Below are 15819 nucleotides of genomic sequence, written 5' to 3' on the forward strand. Positions count from 1 at the left end.
CTTGTTTGTTGTGGTTGGGGTGAGTGGCGCAAATTGGGAAAGCCCCGAACCTTGTGGCACTATTCCAAATGGCGCAGTCGCGGGGGCTGCGGCCGAAGTGCTCTGGGAGGACGAGGCAGCATGATGGCGAGTCTGGAAGACCGGGTCTCGGCGATGGAGCGGGTGCTGGGTATGGAAGACGGAAAAGTCGGTCCTGAGGGGCATCTCGGGGCCGTGGTGCGCTCGCACACACAGGTGTTGCATGACCTCAAGGTGAATCAGGCGCACCACAACGTGACGCTGGATCAACTGCGGCGAGAGCAGAGGCGACAGTCGGAAGCCCTGCACCTGTATGGGTCTGTGCTTACCGACATGAAGTCCGAGCAACGCGAGATGAGGGCCGACATTCACGATCTGTATGTCGGGCAGCGCGAGATGCGGGCCGAAATGAAGGGGATGCGGGCCGAGATGAAGGGCCTGCATGAGAAGCAGGACAAGCTCCTCGAGATGCTGACCGCCTTCATCAGCCAGGGGCGGCCCCTCGGGGGTAGCTGATCACCGACAAACCAAGGACGTGGGTGCGCACCGAGCGCACACACGTCCTCAGTTCGTGGTCTCAGGAGTTGTCGAGCGGGAGCCCCGGCGGGTTGATCTCCGCCTTCTCGACTGCCTCGTTCTCCAGCTGGTAGGCCTTGAGCCAGGCCTCGTACTGGCCGTTCTCGATCAGGTAGTCGATCGCCCCGGCCAGCGGTTCGACCAGCCCGTTGTCCTTCTTCGTGGTGGCCGCGATCAGACCCTGCAGCGTGTCACCGGCGCCCGACCACTGACCCGCGCCGCGGGTGGGCGAGCTGCCCGAGGCGCCCCGGGCGACCTCGTACTGGATCCCCGGGTTGGGGCCGAAGTAGGCGTCGATCTTGCCCGAGGTCAGGGCCAGCTTGATGCTGTTGTTGTCGGGGAAGTACTTGATCTCGAAGTCCTTGCCCTCGCCCTGCAGCTTCTTCTGCCACTCCAGCAGGATCTTCTCCTGGTTGGTGCCCCGGCCGACGCTGACCACCAGCCCCTCGAGGTTGCGGTAGTCGCCGTCGAAGTTCCAGGTGCTCTCCTTCTTCACCTGGAAGGCCAGGTCGTCCTTGCGGTACGCGGCGAAGTCGTACTTCTGCTTGCGTTCCTCGGTGTCGGTGATGTTGGAGAAACCGACGTCGTTGCGGCCGCTGTCGATCCCGACGAACAGGTTCTCCCAGGTCACGTTCGACACCTCGGCCTCCAGCCCGAGGGTGGCGGCGACCAGCCGGCCCAGGTCGGGCTCGGCCCCGGTGACCGTCTTCTGGTCGGTACCGACGAACGCCAGCGGCGGGAAACCGGCGGGCAGGGCGCCGACCCCGATCACCAGCTTGCCGCTGTCCCGGATCTCGGCCGGCAGCTTGGCCCGCAGGTCCTCCTGCACGTCGATGTCGATCGTGGTCTCGGTGTACGGGTCGCCGGCGGCCACCGCGATCTTCACCTGGTTGCTGCCGGTCGTGCCGGCCGGCGCGGAGGTCGCGTCGGCCTCGCCACCGCAGGCCGCCAGGGTGACGAGCAGGACGGTGGCCAGGGCGATGGTGGATCTGGACATGGTTCTCCTTGGGAACGTGCTGCGGGGGAGGTGGTTACAGGACCTTGGCGAGGAACTCGCGGGTGCGGGGGTGCTCGGGCCGGTCGATCACCTGACGGGCCGGGCCGTGCTCGACCAGCCGGCCCTCGTCGAGGAAGAAGACCAGGTCGGCGACCTCACGGGCGAAGGCGATCTCGTGCGTGACGATGATCAGGGTGGTGCCGGTGCCGGCCAGGTCGCGGATCACCGTGAGCACCTCGCCGACCAGTTCCGGGTCGAGCGCCGAGGTCGGCTCGTCGAACAGGATCAGCTCCGGCTCGAGGGCCAGGGCCCGGGCGATGGCCGCGCGCTGCTGCTGCCCGCCGGAGAGCTGACGCGGGTAGGCGTGCGCCTTCTCGGCGATCCCGACCCGCTCCAGCAGGGCCAGCCCCTTCTGCCGGATCTCGGCCGGTGGGTGGCGGCGGTGCGCCAGCGGCGCCTCGATCACGTTCTCGAGGATGGTCAGGTGCGGGAACAGGTTGAAGTTCTGGAACACGAAACCGATCCGGGAGCGCTGGGCCCGGATCGCCCGGTCGCTCAGTTCGTGCAGCCGGCCGCGGTGTTCGCGCACGCCGACCAGTTCGCCGAACAGCTTCACGTAGCCCAGGTCGAGCCGGTCGAGGTGGTTGATCGTGCGCAGCAGGGTGGACTTGCCGGCGCCGGACGGGCCGATCAGCGCCGCCACCTGCCCGGCCGGGATGCTCAGGCCGACCCCGTCGAGCACCTTGTGGGTGCCGAACGACTTGGTCGCCTCACGGATCTCCACTGCGGTCACGAGAACCTCCGGTTGACGACCAGATTCGTCACGCCCCGGCGCAGTTTCTGCCAGGGGGTGGGGGGAACGGTGCGCAGGGCGCCGCGGGCGTAGTAGCGCTCGACGTAGTACTGGACCACCGAGAGGATGCTGGTCAGGATCACGTACCAGACGGTGGCCACGAGCAGCAGTGGCACGATGTCCCCGGGGAAGGTGGAGCTCATGCTCTGCACCACGCCGAACAGGTCGAGCAGCGACACGTAGAACACCAGGGAACTGGCCTTGATCAGGCCGATCAGCTGGTTCACGTAGGCCGGCACGATGGTGCGCAGCGCCTGCGGGAGCACGATCCGGCGGAACTGCCGGGTGCGGCTCAGCCCCAGGGCGGTGGCCGCCTCGTGCTGGCCCTGGTCGACCGAGGCGATCCCGGCCCGCACCACCTCGGCCGCGTAGGCCGCCTCGTTCAGGCTCAGCCCGATCACCGCGATCACCGTGTAGCCGAGCAGGTCGGTGGTGGCGAACGAGGTGAACACCGGGCCGAACGGGATGCCCAGGCCGAGCTCGGGGTAGAGCGCGGAGAAGTTGAACAGGAAGATCAGCAGCACGATCAGGGGGATCGACCGGAACAGCCAGATGTAGGTCCAGCTGACCGCCTGCAGCAGCGGGTTGGGCGACAGGCGCATCAGGGCCAGGACGATGCCGCCGGCCAGCCCGAGCACCGCGCTGTAGGCCGTGACCTGCAGAGTCAGCAGCAGGCCGTCGAGGATGGAGGCCTGGGCGAACCAGTGGGCGAACCGGTCCCACTGAAAGAACGGGTTGGTGACCAGGCCGTTCACGACCTGGGCGGTCAGTACCGCGACCACCACGGTGGCGACCCAGCGCCAGGGGTGGCGCAGCTGGACCACCGGCTGGGTGACGAGCGGGTCAGGTTCGGGCGGAGCCACGACGGGCTGGGCCACGGAGGAATCGGCGCTCACGCAGAACGTCTCCTAGAGGGCAGGACCGACAGCCCTGCCCGGGTGGGCAGGGTCAGTGAGAAGAGGCGTGCCTGGTCAGATTCGACAGAGTGCGCTGCCGACCAGGACCAGGTCGACGTGCAGGCGCCTGCACAGGGGGACGCGGGCAGCAGGAAGCATCGCTCGTCCCTCCTCAGGATGACGATTCCGGTCGCCTTGAATGGCGTTGACAAGCAAGCTAAATCGCCCATTTTCTTTTGTCAACCAAATTGGTCATGATTACCGGTGTCCGACCGGCCCGGGTTCCCCTGGCGCCGGACGATCCAGGAGGTTCGATGACCACCGTTGAGCGCCCGTTCGACCCCGCCGACCAGCTGGGGCATCCGCTCGATCACGCCCCGTGGGCCTCGCTCACCGGGGCCCACGCCTACCTGGCCGAGGGCACGCAGCACGCGCTGCGCTACCCGCCCGACGTCTCTCCGTTCGTGGCGGTCGAGCCCTCGCCGGGGCCACAGGCCTGGCGTGACCTGGCCGAGCTGGCCGGGCCCGGTGCCACGGTCGCCCTCTCAGGGGATGCCGACCTGTTCGCCTCGGTGCCGGCCGACTGGGAGTTCGAGATGCGCGGAGAGGGGGTGCAACTGGTTGCTACCCCGGCTCTGCAGACGGCGCCCGACTCGGAGGCGGTGCGACTAGGAGAGGCTGACGTGCCGGAGATGCTCGACCTCGTCGCGCGTACCCAGCCCGGTCCTTTTCTGCCGCGCACCTACCTGCTCGGTACCTACCTCGGAATCCGTCGCGGGGGTGCACTGGTGGCGATGGCCGGCGAGCGACTGCACCCGCCGGGCTGGACCGAGATCAGCGCGGTGTGCACCGATCCGGCGTTCCGCCGGCAGGGGCTGGCCGGGCGATTGGTGAGTGCGGTCGCGCACGGTATCCGGGAACGTGGCGAAACCCCGTTGCTGCACGCGGCGGCCAGTAACGTCGGGGCGATCCGGCTTTACCAGGCAATGGGTTTCGAACTGCGGCGGCGTACGGAGTTCGCCGCTCTTCGGGTTCCCGGCCCGGCACCCGAGTGAGGGTTCGCGCTCCGAGGCCCACAAACGTCTTTAGTTTGTGGGTTGTTTGAGGACGATTGGCGCGGCGGCTCAGCGAGCCACGTACAGTCGCACGGAGTCGGGAGAGGGAGTGATCTCGGTCGCCGGGGGCAGGACGGGGGCACTGCCGGGCGCGGGCGGGCGCGGCTCGGCGCTGTCCCAGAGCAGTTGGTACGAACTGAGCGGGGGTACGTCCGGCAGGATCACGGTGGGCGGTTGCACTGCCCCCGCGATCACCATCAGCAGCGAGCCCGTGGTCTCTGCGGGGCTGATCGGTGCCGGGGGTTCGGCGAACAGCACCTGCAGCATCCGGCGCTGCCCGTCGCCCCAGTGCGCCATCGTCATCTCGGTGCCGTCCTCGGCGAACCAGGCCACGTCGCGCAGACCGCTCGGGCCGTGCTCGCCGGTGAAGAAGCGGGAGGGATGCACGGCGCCGAAGCGCTGCCGCAGCGAGATCAGGTGACGGGTGGTGGCGAGCAGGTCCTCCTGCCAGTTCTCCAGCTCCCAGTCCAGCCAGGAGACCGGGCCGTCCTGGGAGTAGGGGTTGTTGTTGCCGTTCTGGGTACGGCCGAACTCGTCGCCCGCCACCAGCATCGGCACGCCGGCCGAGAACAGCAGGGTGCCCAGGATGTTGCGGATGTTGCGGCGCCGGGCGGCCAGGATCACCGGGTCGTCGGTCGGGCCCTCGACGCCGTGGTTCCAGCTGCGGTTGTTGTCGGTGCCGTCGCGGTTGTCCTCGCCGTTGTCGTGGTTGTGCTTGACGTTGTAGGCGGTCAGGTCGGCCAGGGTCAGACCGTCGTGCGCGGTGACGAAGTTGACCGAGGCCAGCGGGCCGCGGGCGGCCGCGAAGGTGTCGGCCGAGCCGGCGATGCGGGTGCCGAGATCACGCAACCCGCCGGGTATCTCGCCGTTGGCCACCCGGGCGCCCGAGGTCAGCCAGAAGTCGCGCACGTCGTCGCGGTAGCGGTCGTTCCACTCGGCGAACGGGGGCGGGAACTGGCCGGTGCGCCAGCCGTCGGGACCCACGTCCCACGGCTCGGCGATCAGCTTGGCCCCGGCCAGCACCGGGTCGACCCGCATGGCCACCAGCATCGGGTGGTCGGCGTGGAACTCGTTGCGGCCCCGGGCGAGGGTGGGGGCCAGGTCGAAACGGAAGCCGTCCACGTCCATCTCCTGCACCCAGTAGCGCAGTGAGTCAAGCACCAGCTGCACCACCCGGGTCTGGGTGGCGTCGAGCGAGTTGCCACAGCCGGTGAAGTCGACGTCGCGGCCGTCACCGTCGAGCCGGTAGTAGGTGGCCGCGTCCAGCCCGCGCCAGGACAGCGTGGGGCCGGTGACGCCGGCCTCGCAGGTGTGGTTGTAGACGACGTCGAGCAGCACCTCGAGCCCGGCCTGGTGCAGGTCCTGCACCATCTGCCGGAACTCGGCGACCACCAGGGCCGGGTCGTCGGTGGCGGCGTACAGCGGGTTCGGGGCGAAGAAGCCCAGGGTGTTGTAGCCCCAGTAGTTGACCAGGCCGCGGGCTTCCAGGTGGGCCTCGGACTGGCTGGCGTGCACCGGCAGGAGTTCGAGGGCGGTGATGCCGAGCTTGTGCAGGTAGTCGATCGTGGCGGGGTGGGCGAGCCCGGCGTAGGTGCCGCGCAGGGCCTCGGGCACCCCTGGCAGGTTTTTCGTGAGGCCCCGTACGTGCGCCTCGTAGACCACTGTGCGCCCCCAGGGGATGCGCGGTTTGGTCGACGTGAGCTGCGTGGGTGCGGCGGTGACGAGGCCGTGCGCCGCGAAGGGGGCGGAGTCGCGATGGTCGGGGTTGCGATGGCTGCCGGTCAGGTCGGCGTTGACGTGGTGCCCGAAAAGCTCTGGACGCAGGCGCTCCGGGGGCACGATCGCCCGTGCGTACGGATCGAGCAGCAGCTTGGCGGGGTTGTGCCGGTGCCCGCGCCGCGGATCCCACTCGCCGTGCACCCGGAAGCCGTAGCGCTGCCCGGTGGGTACGTCCGGGACGAAGCCGTGCCAGATGCCGTAGGTGCAGTTCGGCAGATCGATCCGCCGTTCGCTCCAGCGGCCCTCGGTGTTGACGTCCGGATCCAGCAGGCACAACTGCACACGATCGGCGTGCGAGGCCATCACGGCCACGTCGATGCCGCCCTCGCGCGGATGCACACCGAGGGGATAGGGAAGAGACCTGCCGGAAGCCACCGGACCAGTCTGCCGGAACGGCGTGTGAGCGCACGGCTACGGCGCCCGCCGGTCTGCTCAGCAGCGCCGTCGAGCGGTGTCGCCGTCGCACGTACGGGTGAAAGGACTAGGGTCTGGGACATGACCGATCCCACGTCGCTGCCCTCCTTCCCGCCCCCGCCGGACGAGCACCCGCTGCGTGGCAAGGTGCTGGACGCCATGATCGACGAGGGGCACCAGCCCCGGATCGACGAGGACGGTGACGTCGCCGTCTCGATCCAGGAGCAGATGCTGTTCGTGCGCTGCCTGGACACCCAGCCGCCGATGATGCGGGTGTTCGGCCAGTGGCTGCTGGACGACTCCCTGGCCGGTGACGAGATCACCCGGCTGCGCGCGGCGAACGCCGTCACCAGTGCGCTGAACCTGGTCAAGGTCACGGTGAACGCCGACCGGCTGGCGGTCGCGGTCGACCTGATCGTGGCCGACGGGATGGACCTGGGCCCGCTGCTCACCGCCACGCTCGAGGCGGTGCTGGGCTCGGTGCGCACCTGGCACCAGACCGTCCAGCAGCTCCTCGAGCCCGGCGACGGCGCCTGAGACCAGCGCCTTTCGATCGCTGCCGGGATCCGGGCGAGGCGTCCTGCGGTGCTGCCTCGCCCGGGCCGGGCGGATAGAGTCGGTGTTTTCCGGGCATTCCGGGTCGGCCGGCGGTGGGTGAGGGGGAGTGGCGACGTGACGGAGTTCGTGCGCCTGGAGGTCGAGGAGTCGATCGCGACCATCCGCCTGGACCGGCCGAAGATGAACGCGCTGAACGGGCAGATGCTCGAGGGCATCCGCGTGGCGGCGGAGGAGGCGTCCCGGCGGGCCGATGTGGCCGCAGTCGTGGTGTACGGCGGGGAGAAGGTTTTCGCCGCAGGTGCCGACATCAAAGAGATGCAGCAGATGACCTACGCCGAGGCCCTGGTGCACGCGGGGCGTCTGCAGCACGCCTTCGACCAGGTCGCGGCGATCCCGAAGCCCACGGTCGCCGCGGTCACCGGCTACGCGCTCGGGGGCGGCTGTGAACTCGCCCTGGCCTGCGACTTCCGGGTGGCGGCGGAGGACGTGCAGCTCGGCATGCCCGAGGTGCTGCTGGGCCTGGTCCCGGGGGCGGGCGGAACTCAGCGCCTGCCCCGGCTGATCGGCCCCTCCCGGGCGAAGGACCTGATCTTCACCGGGCGTTTCGTGGACGCGGCCGAGGCCCTGGCCCTCGGGCTGGTGGACGAGGTGGTCCCGGCCGGGCAGGTGTACCAGGCCGCCCGCAGCCGGATGTCGAAGTACGTGGGCGCCGCGGGCCTTGCCCTGCGCGCCGCCAAAGAAGCCGTCGACCGGGGGCTGGAGACCGACCTGGCCACCGGTCAGAAGATCGAACAGGCGCTCTTCGCAGGCCTGTTCGCGACCGAGGACCGCACACTGGGCATCACCTCGTTCCTGGAGAACGGCCCGGGCAAGGCAGAATTCGAAGGACGTTGATGAGCAACGAGAAGGCGACCGGCAGCAGCTCCGACGGCGCGGGGGTGAACCGCCCCACCGGCTCGGAGGGTCCTGGTGCTGCCGGAACCCCTGGCGCCGGCAGCGCTGGTGGCACGGGTGGCACTGGTAGCAGGAACGGTGGATCGGCGGGCCGTCCGGGCAAGGCTCCGGTGCGTAAGGCGCAGGCCGGCCGGGGAGCTGCCCGGAAGGCGGCCGGTGAGGCCACCCCGCAGTCGTCGCCCCGCAAGCCCACGTCCAAGCGGGCGCCGGCCCGCAAGACCACCCCGCGTAAGTCGGCCAGTGCGTCGGTGACCCCGGCCGATGTTGCGGGTCTGAGCTCCTCGGCGGGGGCGGCTGCTGCTGGGAAGGTTCCGGATGCTGCTCCGGCGGGTGCTGCGGAACCTGCTCCGACCGGTGCTTCCAAGTCTGCTCCGACGGGTGCTTCTGAGTCTGCTCCTACGGGTGCTTCTGAGTCTGTCCCGCTCACGGCTTCCGGATCTGTTGCGGCAGAACCGGTGACCACACCCGCTGCGGCCGATGTCGCCGACCTGCTCGCCGAGACTCCTGCCGCTCCGGTCGCGCCTGCCCCTGAGGTGCCGGACCAGGTGCTGGCGCAGGTCGACGAGGTGCAGGCCCGGGAAGATGCGGCGACGAAAGAGGCTGCTGGCGAAGCTGATGCGGCGGGTGCAGGCCGACCGCAGGCCGGAAAGTTCGAGGCGGAAGAGCCCACAGCGCCGAATCCGACAGCGCCGAAGCCTGGTCGGCCCGTCGAGGTGAACGAGGTATCAGAAGAGTCCGCCTCTCCCACAACCGTTTCTGGGCCGGCCGACACGCCTTCTGCGGCCGGTGATGCTGAGCCGGCTCCCGCCGCCGAGGTGGTGGCGGAGGAGGAGCCGGCCAGCGACTCGGCGGCGCGCCCCAAGAGCGGCGCGGGCACTGAAGGAGCGGAAACGGCCGTCTCGGAGAGCGTGAGTGGTTCGGCTGCGCTGGGCGACAAGTCCACGGTGACTGGGTCGAGCGACGCCGGGAGTTCGGCCGGGACCAGCAACGCGGTCGGGGCGAGCGGCGCGGTGGGGGTCGGCGAGGCGCCCGCGACGAGCGGTGCGGCGAAGTCGGCCGGGGTTGCTGAGGTGACCGAAACGCCCGTGGTGACTGACACATCCACGGAGGCCACCGACGTCCCCAAAAAGAAGACACCCCCGGCGGTTTCCGCGGCGGCCACCCTCCCCGGAGCGAAAGGCTCGCAGGGGGCGGGGTACGCGAGGGACAGGTTCGCGATGATGGTGGGGGCGCGGGTGCTCCGTAAGGAGAAGCTGCCCTACGCCAACGCGCTGGAAATCGGTGCGGGGGCTACTTTCGGCTTCTCGTTGGGGCTTCTGCAGTCCGGTGTGGTGGGGCGGCTGTGGATCAGCGACCTCGCCACGTCGGCCCTGGTTGCTGCCCGGCGTCGTTCCGAGCAGTACGGGCTGCGGATCCAGGGGGACGAGCTGGCCGACCCGGAGCTGCTTCCCTTCCCCGACGGCAAGTTCGATCTGGTGGTGGCGCATGCGCTGCTACACCGGCGGATGGATCCGGCGAGCACGCTGACCGAGATGCTGCGGGTGCTGAAGCCCGGCGGGCGGTTCGTGATCACGGGGGAGTCGACTCGCGCGAAGGACTGGGCGTCGCCGGGGTTCGCCCGGGCGCAGGGGAGCGTCGGGCGTGTGGGCATGTCTCGGGCGGGGAAGGCGCGCACCCGGCTGCCGGAGCGGCTTCGTGCCCTGACCGGTGCGCCAGATGCCCCGGTGCCCGTACCTGACCAGCTGCAGGCGCTCGCCGCGGAGGCGGGGGCCCGCGAGGTGAAGGTGAAGCCCGAGGAGCTGCTGGCCACGGTTCTGCCCTACCCCGGCGCGGAGCCTGCTCCGGTGGTCGTGCGCTCCCGGCAGCGCCTGTCCATGGTCGACCGGAAGCTGTCGCAGGTGCTTCCTCCGTCGGCGTTCCCGACCGTGGGGATTACCGGTATTCGCTGACAAGCGGTACGTCCTGGGTCAAAGGCGCAGGGTGGCTCAACTGGGTGGGGTGGCCTGCCGACAGAACAGCCGTGAGCCAGCACCCTGCCGAGGAACCCAGGACGGACCAGCAGCCCGCCGAACTACCCAGGGAGCACGGACGCACCCTGGTGATGCCGGTGCGGCCAGGGGTGATCCCGCCCAGTGTGCTCCGGGCGGACGGCCCTCCGCCGGAGGTGTTGCGGCAGTGGAGTGATGCCTTGGCGGCGGCGGGGCTGTACGCGGAGGCGCTGGACGTCCACCCGACGCTGGAGCGGGTGGACATCGTGCGTCAGGCAGAACTGGCAGTGCTGGCCGGGATTCACCCGAAGGCGCTGGAACTGCTGCAGGAGCTGCGCGAGGCCAAGTCCGAGCGCGCACGTCGGACGGTGACCCCCCTGAAGAAGGAGGGCAGCCCCTGGCTGGAACTGCTCTCCCGGGTAGCCGAACTTCTGGCCGGCACGGGCGATCTGGCTGCAGTGCAGGAGGCTGCCCAGAGGGCGCAGCCTTCCGCGGGGCTGGACTGGATCGTCGCGCTGGCCGCGGTGTCGGTGGGGGATCTCCTGACCGCCGCGCCGCTGGCCCGTTCCGCCCGGGAGGGTGGCTGCCGGGACCTGCGCATGCTGACCATTGCCGCGGCCGACGACGCGCGTCAGGGGAACTACCGCCAGGCCCTGGATCTCACGGGGCAGGCACAGCGGATCGCCCTGCCGGACGAGGATCCGGCCGCGCTCACCGTGCATGTGCTGCAACGCTGCGGATTCGCAGCGGCAGCGCGCTCGCTGGCGATGGCCGGAGTGGGGGAGGCCACGCTGGCCCCGGCTTACCGGGCCGACTGGAAGGCTGCAGCGGCCGGCGCTGGTGGGGGTGGCATCGCCATGCTCGGGCAGCGGGTCAAAGCGCACGCCCGGCGCTCGGACCGCCGGATGGAGAAGCGGGCCCGTGAGGCCGAGGCCATGGCGACCTACGACCTGACCTGCCGGTGCTACGGCTCGGGGGGCTGGATCGGCGAAGGGCGGCACTTCTACCTGCAGCACCACCTGCACGAGTTGCTGCCCGCGCCGGTGGCCGGCCTGAACGCTCGGCTGATGATCTGCCGGGCCACCAGCCTGACCTTCCTGGACCTCCTCGCCCGGGCGATCACGCTGCCGGTGCCCTCCAGCCCGCCGAGCACGGTCGTGGCCCCGGACGGGAACGAGGAACGGCCCACTCCGGGCATGGGCGTGAGCCTCGGACTGGCCCTTCCGGCCTGAATAAAGACATGTCCTTGTGAGTTAATTCACGGGCCGGTGGTCAAAGAGCCCGTCGGTCGTGAGTAGCGTGTGCACCCAGCGGCCCAGGAGTGGCTCCGCCGAACCCGGATGAGAAACTGGAACCCTGGTAAGCGGATGGTCAGTAAGCCACCTTCTGGCAGATTCCCCGCAAGCACGCGAAGACTCGAGAGGCGCTCATGAACATCGTGGTCTGTGTGAAGTACGTACCGGACGCCCAGGCCGACCGGACCTTCTCGCCGGACGACAACACGACCGACCGCACCGGCGTCGACGGTCTGCTCTCCGAGCTCGACGAGTACCCGGTGGAGGAGGCCCTGAAGCTGGCCGAGGCCACCGACGGCAAGGTGATCGCGCTCACCGTCGGTCCCGACGACGCCAGTGACGCCGTGCGCAAGGCCCTGCAGATGGGCGCGCACGAGGGCGTGCACGTGCTGGACGACGCGATCCACGGCTCCGACGCCCTGGCCACGTCCAAGATCCTCGCCGCGGCCCTCGGCAAGCTCGAGTTCGACCTGGTCCTGACCGGCCTGGCCTCCACCGACGGCTCGATGGGCGTGGTCCCGGCGATGCTCGCCGAGCGGCTCGGCCTGCCCCAGGTCACGCTGGCCAGCGAGCTCACCGTGGCCGACGGCAAGGCCACGATCCGCCGCGACAACGACGCGAACACCGAGATCGTCGAGGCCTCGCTGCCCGCCGTGGTCAGCGTCACCGACCAGATCAACGACCCGCGTTTCCCGTCGTTCAAGGGGATCATGGCGGCCAAGAAGAAGCCGGTGCAGACCTGGTCGCTGGCCGACCTGGGGCTGTCCGCCGACGAGGTGGGCCTGTCCGCGGCCTGGACGTCGGTCGCCGACGTCACCGCGCGCCCGCCCCGCACCGCCGGCCAGGTCGTCACCGACGAGGGCGACGGCGGCACCAAGCTCGTCGAGTTCCTCGCCGGCGCCAAGCTGGTCTGACCCCCCTCGCCGCAGAAAGGAAACCGCAGATGTCGCAGGTACTCGTGCTCGTCGACCACGTCGACGGCGCCGTCCGCAAGACCACCACCGAACTGCTCACCATCGCCGCCCGCCTGGGCGAGCCCGCCGCCGTCTTCATCGGCCAGGGGTACGACAACGCCGCCGCCACGCTCGCCGAGTACGGCGCGCAGACCGTCTACCAGGTCGAGGGCGAGGGCATCGAGGACTACCTGGTCGCGCCCAAGGCCGAGGCCCTGGCTGCGGTCACGCATCAGGCAGTGCAGGTCTCAGGCAAGGTGGCCGCGGTGCTGCTGGCCAGCTCGGGCGAGAACAAGGAGATCGCCGGCCGGCTGGCCGTCAAGCTCGACTCCGGCCTGATCACCGACGCGGTCGACGTGCAGGCCGGTGAGGCCGGGCCGGTCACCACCCAGTCGGTGTTCGCGGCCGCCTTCGCGGTCACCGCCACCATCACCAAGGGTGTGCCGGTGATCACGGTCAAGCCGAACTCGGCCGAGCCGCAGACCGTCGCCGGGGTCACCCCCGCCGTGGTCAGCGTGCCCGTCACCGTCTCCGACGGGGCCAGGACCGCCCGGGTCGTCGAGCGCCGGACGAAGGAGAAGGGCGGCCGTCCCGAGCTCACCGAGGCCGCGATCGTGGTCTCCGGCGGGCGCGGCACCGACGGTGACTTCACCCCGGTCGAGAGCTTCGCCGACGCGCTCGGCGGGGCCGTCGGCGCCTCCCGGGCCGCGGTCGACGCGGGCTGGTACCCGCACAGCAGCCAGGTCGGCCAGACCGGCAAGCAGGTCTCGCCCACGCTCTACGTGGCCAGCGGGATCTCCGGCGCGATCCAGCACCGGGCCGGTATGCAGACCTCCAAGACGATCGTCGCGGTGAACAAGGACCCGGAGGCGCCGATCTTCGAGCTGGTCGACTTCGGCGTGGTCGGCGACCTGTTCAAGGTGCTGCCGCAGGCCACCGAAGAGGTGCTCAAGCGCAAGGGCTGAGACCCGGCGCACAGTGGCGGGGGTGGCTGCGGCCGCCCCCGCCTCAGGGTGTCCGCACCATGCCTACACTCGAACCCGTGACTTCCTACCTCGACCACGCGGCGACCACGCCGATGCTGCCCGAAGCGGTGGCCGCGATGGCCGAGGAGATGACCCACACCGGCAACGCCTCTTCCCTGCACTCCTCCGGCCGCCGCGCGCGTCGCGTGGTGGAGGAGGCGCGTGAGCAGCTCGGCGTCGCGCTCGGGGCCGGCCCCAGCGAGGTGGTCTTCACCGCCGGGGGCACCGAGTCCGACAATCTGGCGGTCAAGGGGCTGTACTGGGCCCGCCGGGCCGCCGACCCGCGGCGCCGCACCGTCGTGGCCTCCCCGATCGAGCACCACGCGGTGCTCGATCCGGTCGAGTGGCTGCACACCCACGAGCAGGCGGACGTGCGCTGGATGCCGGTCGACCGCGCCGGCCGCGTCGACCTGGACGGCCTGAAAGAGCTTTTGGACGATTGTCACGACTCGGTCGCGCTGGTCACCGTGATGTGGGCGAACAACGAGGTCGGCACGGTGCAGCCGATCGCCGAGATCGCGGAACTGGCCCACCGTCACGGCATTCCGGTGCACACCGACGCGATCCAGGCGGTGGGCCACCTGCCGGTCGACTTCACCGCCAGCGGGGTCGACTGCCTGAGCGTCAGCGGGCACAAGCTGGGCGGGCCGGTCTCCTCCGGCGCGCTGCTGGCCCGCCGGGGGCTGGACGTGGTGCCCGGTCTGCACGGCGGCGGGCAGGAGAGGGGCATTCGCTCCGGCACTCTCGACGTGGCTGCCCTGCGTGCCTTCGCCGTGGCCACCAGCCTGGCGGTGCAGGGACAGGAGGCCGAGGGGGAGCGGATCGCGGCGTTGCGCAACGATCTGGTCCGGGCCGTCTGGGAAGCCGTCCCGGATGCCGTCCTCAGTGGAGCCGTCCCGCGCGAACTGGCCGGTCTGGGACCGACGCTCGCACCCCCGTCCTCAGTTCCGGGTCTTTCGAGGCTGCCGGGCAACGCGCACTTCACGTTCCCCGGCTGCGAGGGCGACTCGCTGCTCTACCTGCTGGACGCCCGCGGGGTGGAATGTTCCACCGGTTCGGCCTGTCAGGCGGGAGTACCGCAGCCCAGTCACGTGTTGCTGGCCATGGGCGTACCCGAGACCACGGCCCGGGGCGCGCTCCGGTTCACCCTGGGGCACACCTCCACGGCGTCCGACGTCACCGCGCTGGCCCAGGCCATCGGCCCGGTGGTCGAGCGGGCCCGGGGCGCGGGGCTCAGTTCCGCGCCCGGAGTTTCCAAGCGTAAGCAGGCCGAAGAGGTAGGGCGATGAGAGTTCTGGCGGCGATGAGCGGTGGGGTCGACTCGGCCGTGGCCGCGGCCCGCGCGGTCGACGCCGGGCACGAGGTGGTCGGCGTGCACCTGGCGCTGGCCCGTAACCCCGAGACGCTGCGCGCCGGGGCCCGCGGCTGCTGCACCATCGAGGACTCGGGGGACGCCCGCCGGGTCGCCGACGTGCTCGGGATCCCGTTCTACATCTGGGATCTGGCCGAGCGGTTCCAGCAGGACGTGATCGAGGACTTCGTCACCGAGTACCGGGCCGGCCGAACGCCGAACCCGTGCGTGCGCTGCAACCAGAAGATCAAGTTCGCCGCGCTGCTCGACAAGGCCGTCGCCCTCGGGTTCGACGCGGTCAGCACCGGGCACTACGCCCAGCTCGTCGACGGCCCGGACGGGCGCGAGCTGCACCGCGCGGTCGACGCCGGCAAGGACCAGTCGTACGTGCTCGCCGTGCTGGAGCCCGATCAGCTGGCCCGCTCGATGTTCCCGCTGGGCGACACCCTGAAGGAAGACGTGCGCCGCGAGGCGGCCGAGCGTGGGCTGCGGGTGGCCAAGAAGCCCGACAGCCACGACATCTGCTTCATCTCCGACGGCGACACCCAGGGGTTCCTGGCCAAGCACCTCGGTGAGCAGCCGGGCCGGATCGTGGACAGCAACGGCGAAACGCTCGGCGAGCACTCCGGCGCCTACGGTTTCACCGTCGGCCAGCGCAAGGGCCTGGCCCTCGGGCGGCCCGCGGCCGACGGCCGGCCGCGTTACGTGCTCTCGATCGAGCCGGTGTCCAACACCGTGGTCGTGGGGTCGGTCGAAGAGCTGAAGGTCAGCACGATCACCGGCGCCGAGGCCACCTGGTGCGCCCCAGTGCCCGAGCCCGGGGCCGAGCTGATCGTGCAGGTGCGGGCTCACGGCCGGGCCGTGCCCGCCCGTCTGGTGAAGGCCGGAGGGCCGGAGGCCGGGCCGGTGCAGACGCTGCCCGCAACCGTCGACGTGGAGCTCATCGAGCCGATCGCGGGGGTGGCCACCGGGCAGACGCTGGTGCTGTACCGGGGCACTCAGGTGATCGGATCGTCCACCATCAGCGCCACCAGCTGAACCGACTGC

The 15819-nt window shown here is 70.4% G+C and carries 14 protein-coding genes; 10 read left to right on the top strand and 4 right to left on the bottom strand.

Features of this window, described 5'->3' with window-relative positions; genetic code table 11:
* The first annotated feature begins 120 nt into the window (after positions 1–120).
* Entirely contained in the window at positions 121–534 is a 414-nt protein-coding gene (locus QSK18_RS15285) for a hypothetical protein (RefSeq protein ID WP_285619763.1), read from the top strand.
* A gap of 61 nt (positions 535–595) precedes the next feature.
* Here QSK18_RS15285 and QSK18_RS15290 read toward each other — a convergent pair whose 3' ends face one another.
* The 3 genes from QSK18_RS15290 to QSK18_RS15300 are packed head-to-tail and all read right to left on the bottom strand — an operon-like array spanning position 596 to position 3322.
* Positions 596–1591, bottom strand: coding sequence for a transporter substrate-binding domain-containing protein (locus QSK18_RS15290; protein WP_285619765.1), 996 nt, complete (start codon positions 1589–1591; stop codon positions 596–598).
* A gap of 34 nt (positions 1592–1625) precedes the next feature.
* The gene (locus QSK18_RS15295) at positions 1626–2384 is read right to left on the bottom strand and encodes an amino acid ABC transporter ATP-binding protein (RefSeq protein WP_285619767.1); all 759 of its coding nucleotides are present in this window, start codon (positions 2382–2384) and stop codon (positions 1626–1628) included.
* Positions 2381–3322, bottom strand: a complete 942-nt coding sequence (locus tag QSK18_RS15300) for an amino acid ABC transporter permease (RefSeq protein WP_502894197.1) — start codon at positions 3320–3322, stop codon at positions 2381–2383. Before QSK18_RS15300 ends, QSK18_RS15295 begins: the two co-directional genes overlap by 4 nt.
* A gap of 332 nt (positions 3323–3654) precedes the next feature.
* Between QSK18_RS15300 and QSK18_RS15305 the strand changes: the two genes are divergently transcribed.
* Positions 3655–4395 (top strand): GNAT family N-acetyltransferase, encoded by a 741-nt coding sequence (locus QSK18_RS15305; RefSeq protein ID WP_285619771.1) that lies wholly within the window; start codon positions 3655–3657, stop codon positions 4393–4395.
* 69 nt (positions 4396–4464) lie between these two features.
* Here the strand turns inward: QSK18_RS15305 and glgX are convergent, their stop codons facing one another.
* On the bottom strand, positions 4465–6609 hold the full coding sequence (gene glgX / locus QSK18_RS15310) for a glycogen debranching protein GlgX (RefSeq protein ID WP_285619773.1): 2145 nt from the start codon (positions 6607–6609) through the stop codon (positions 4465–4467).
* 120 nt (positions 6610–6729) lie between these two features.
* Between glgX and QSK18_RS15315 the strand changes: the two genes are divergently transcribed.
* The 8 genes from QSK18_RS15315 to mnmA all read left to right on the top strand — a co-directional run bounded on the left by QSK18_RS15315 (position 6730) and on the right by mnmA (position 15810).
* Complete coding sequence (locus QSK18_RS15315) at positions 6730–7185, top strand: T3SS (YopN, CesT) and YbjN peptide-binding chaperone 1 (RefSeq protein WP_232811679.1); 456 nt, start codon at positions 6730–6732, stop codon at positions 7183–7185.
* Between the two features lie 135 nt (positions 7186–7320).
* The gene (locus tag QSK18_RS15320) at positions 7321–8100 is read left to right on the top strand and encodes an enoyl-CoA hydratase/isomerase family protein (RefSeq protein WP_285619776.1); all 780 of its coding nucleotides are present in this window, start codon (positions 7321–7323) and stop codon (positions 8098–8100) included.
* 605 nt (positions 8101–8705) lie between these two features.
* Positions 8706–10109: a methyltransferase domain-containing protein gene (locus QSK18_RS15325; RefSeq protein ID WP_285619778.1), complete on the top strand. Its 1404-nt coding sequence runs from the start codon at positions 8706–8708 to the stop codon at positions 10107–10109.
* Positions 10110–10180: 71 nt separating this feature from the next.
* Positions 10181–11380 carry a hypothetical protein gene (locus QSK18_RS15330; protein WP_285619780.1) on the top strand — a complete coding sequence of 400 codons (1200 nt, stop codon included), beginning with the start codon at positions 10181–10183 and terminating at the stop codon, positions 11378–11380.
* 197 nt (positions 11381–11577) lie between these two features.
* Positions 11578–12357 (top strand): electron transfer flavoprotein subunit beta/FixA family protein, encoded by a 780-nt coding sequence (locus QSK18_RS15335; RefSeq protein ID WP_232811675.1) that lies wholly within the window; start codon positions 11578–11580, stop codon positions 12355–12357.
* A 29-nt stretch (positions 12358–12386) separates the two neighbouring features.
* Positions 12387–13361, top strand: coding sequence for an electron transfer flavoprotein subunit alpha/FixB family protein (locus QSK18_RS15340; RefSeq protein ID WP_285619785.1), 975 nt, complete (start codon positions 12387–12389; stop codon positions 13359–13361).
* 77 nt (positions 13362–13438) lie between these two features.
* Positions 13439–14710, top strand: a complete 1272-nt coding sequence (locus QSK18_RS15345) for a cysteine desulfurase family protein (RefSeq protein WP_232811673.1) — start codon at positions 13439–13441, stop codon at positions 14708–14710.
* Positions 14707–15810, top strand: a complete 1104-nt coding sequence (mnmA, locus tag QSK18_RS15350) for a tRNA 2-thiouridine(34) synthase MnmA (RefSeq protein WP_285619788.1) — start codon at positions 14707–14709, stop codon at positions 15808–15810. The genes QSK18_RS15345 and mnmA overlap by 4 nt, the downstream gene beginning before the upstream one ends.
* The last annotated feature ends 9 nt before the right edge of the window (positions 15811–15819 follow it).

Origin of the sequence: Kineosporia sp. NBRC 101677, assembly GCF_030269265.1 — a bacterium.
GTDB lineage: Bacteria > Actinomycetota > Actinomycetes > Actinomycetales > Kineosporiaceae > Kineosporia > Kineosporia rhizophila.

Excerpts from the sequence above, each read along its gene's own strand:
- QSK18_RS15285 (WP_285619763.1), top strand. The coding sequence starts at position 121 with ATGATGGCGAGTCTGGAAGACCGGGTCTCGGCGATGGAGCGGGTGCTG.
- QSK18_RS15290 (WP_285619765.1), bottom strand. The coding sequence starts at position 1,591 with ATGTCCAGATCCACCATCGCCCTGGCCACCGTCCTGCTCGTCACCCTG.
- QSK18_RS15305 (WP_285619771.1), top strand. The coding sequence starts at position 3,655 with ATGACCACCGTTGAGCGCCCGTTCGACCCCGCCGACCAGCTGGGGCAT.
- QSK18_RS15315 (WP_232811679.1), top strand. The coding sequence starts at position 6,730 with ATGACCGATCCCACGTCGCTGCCCTCCTTCCCGCCCCCGCCGGACGAG.
- QSK18_RS15335 (WP_232811675.1), top strand. The coding sequence starts at position 11,578 with ATGAACATCGTGGTCTGTGTGAAGTACGTACCGGACGCCCAGGCCGAC.
- QSK18_RS15340 (WP_285619785.1), top strand. The coding sequence starts at position 12,387 with ATGTCGCAGGTACTCGTGCTCGTCGACCACGTCGACGGCGCCGTCCGC.
- mnmA (WP_285619788.1), top strand. The coding sequence starts at position 14,707 with ATGAGAGTTCTGGCGGCGATGAGCGGTGGGGTCGACTCGGCCGTGGCC.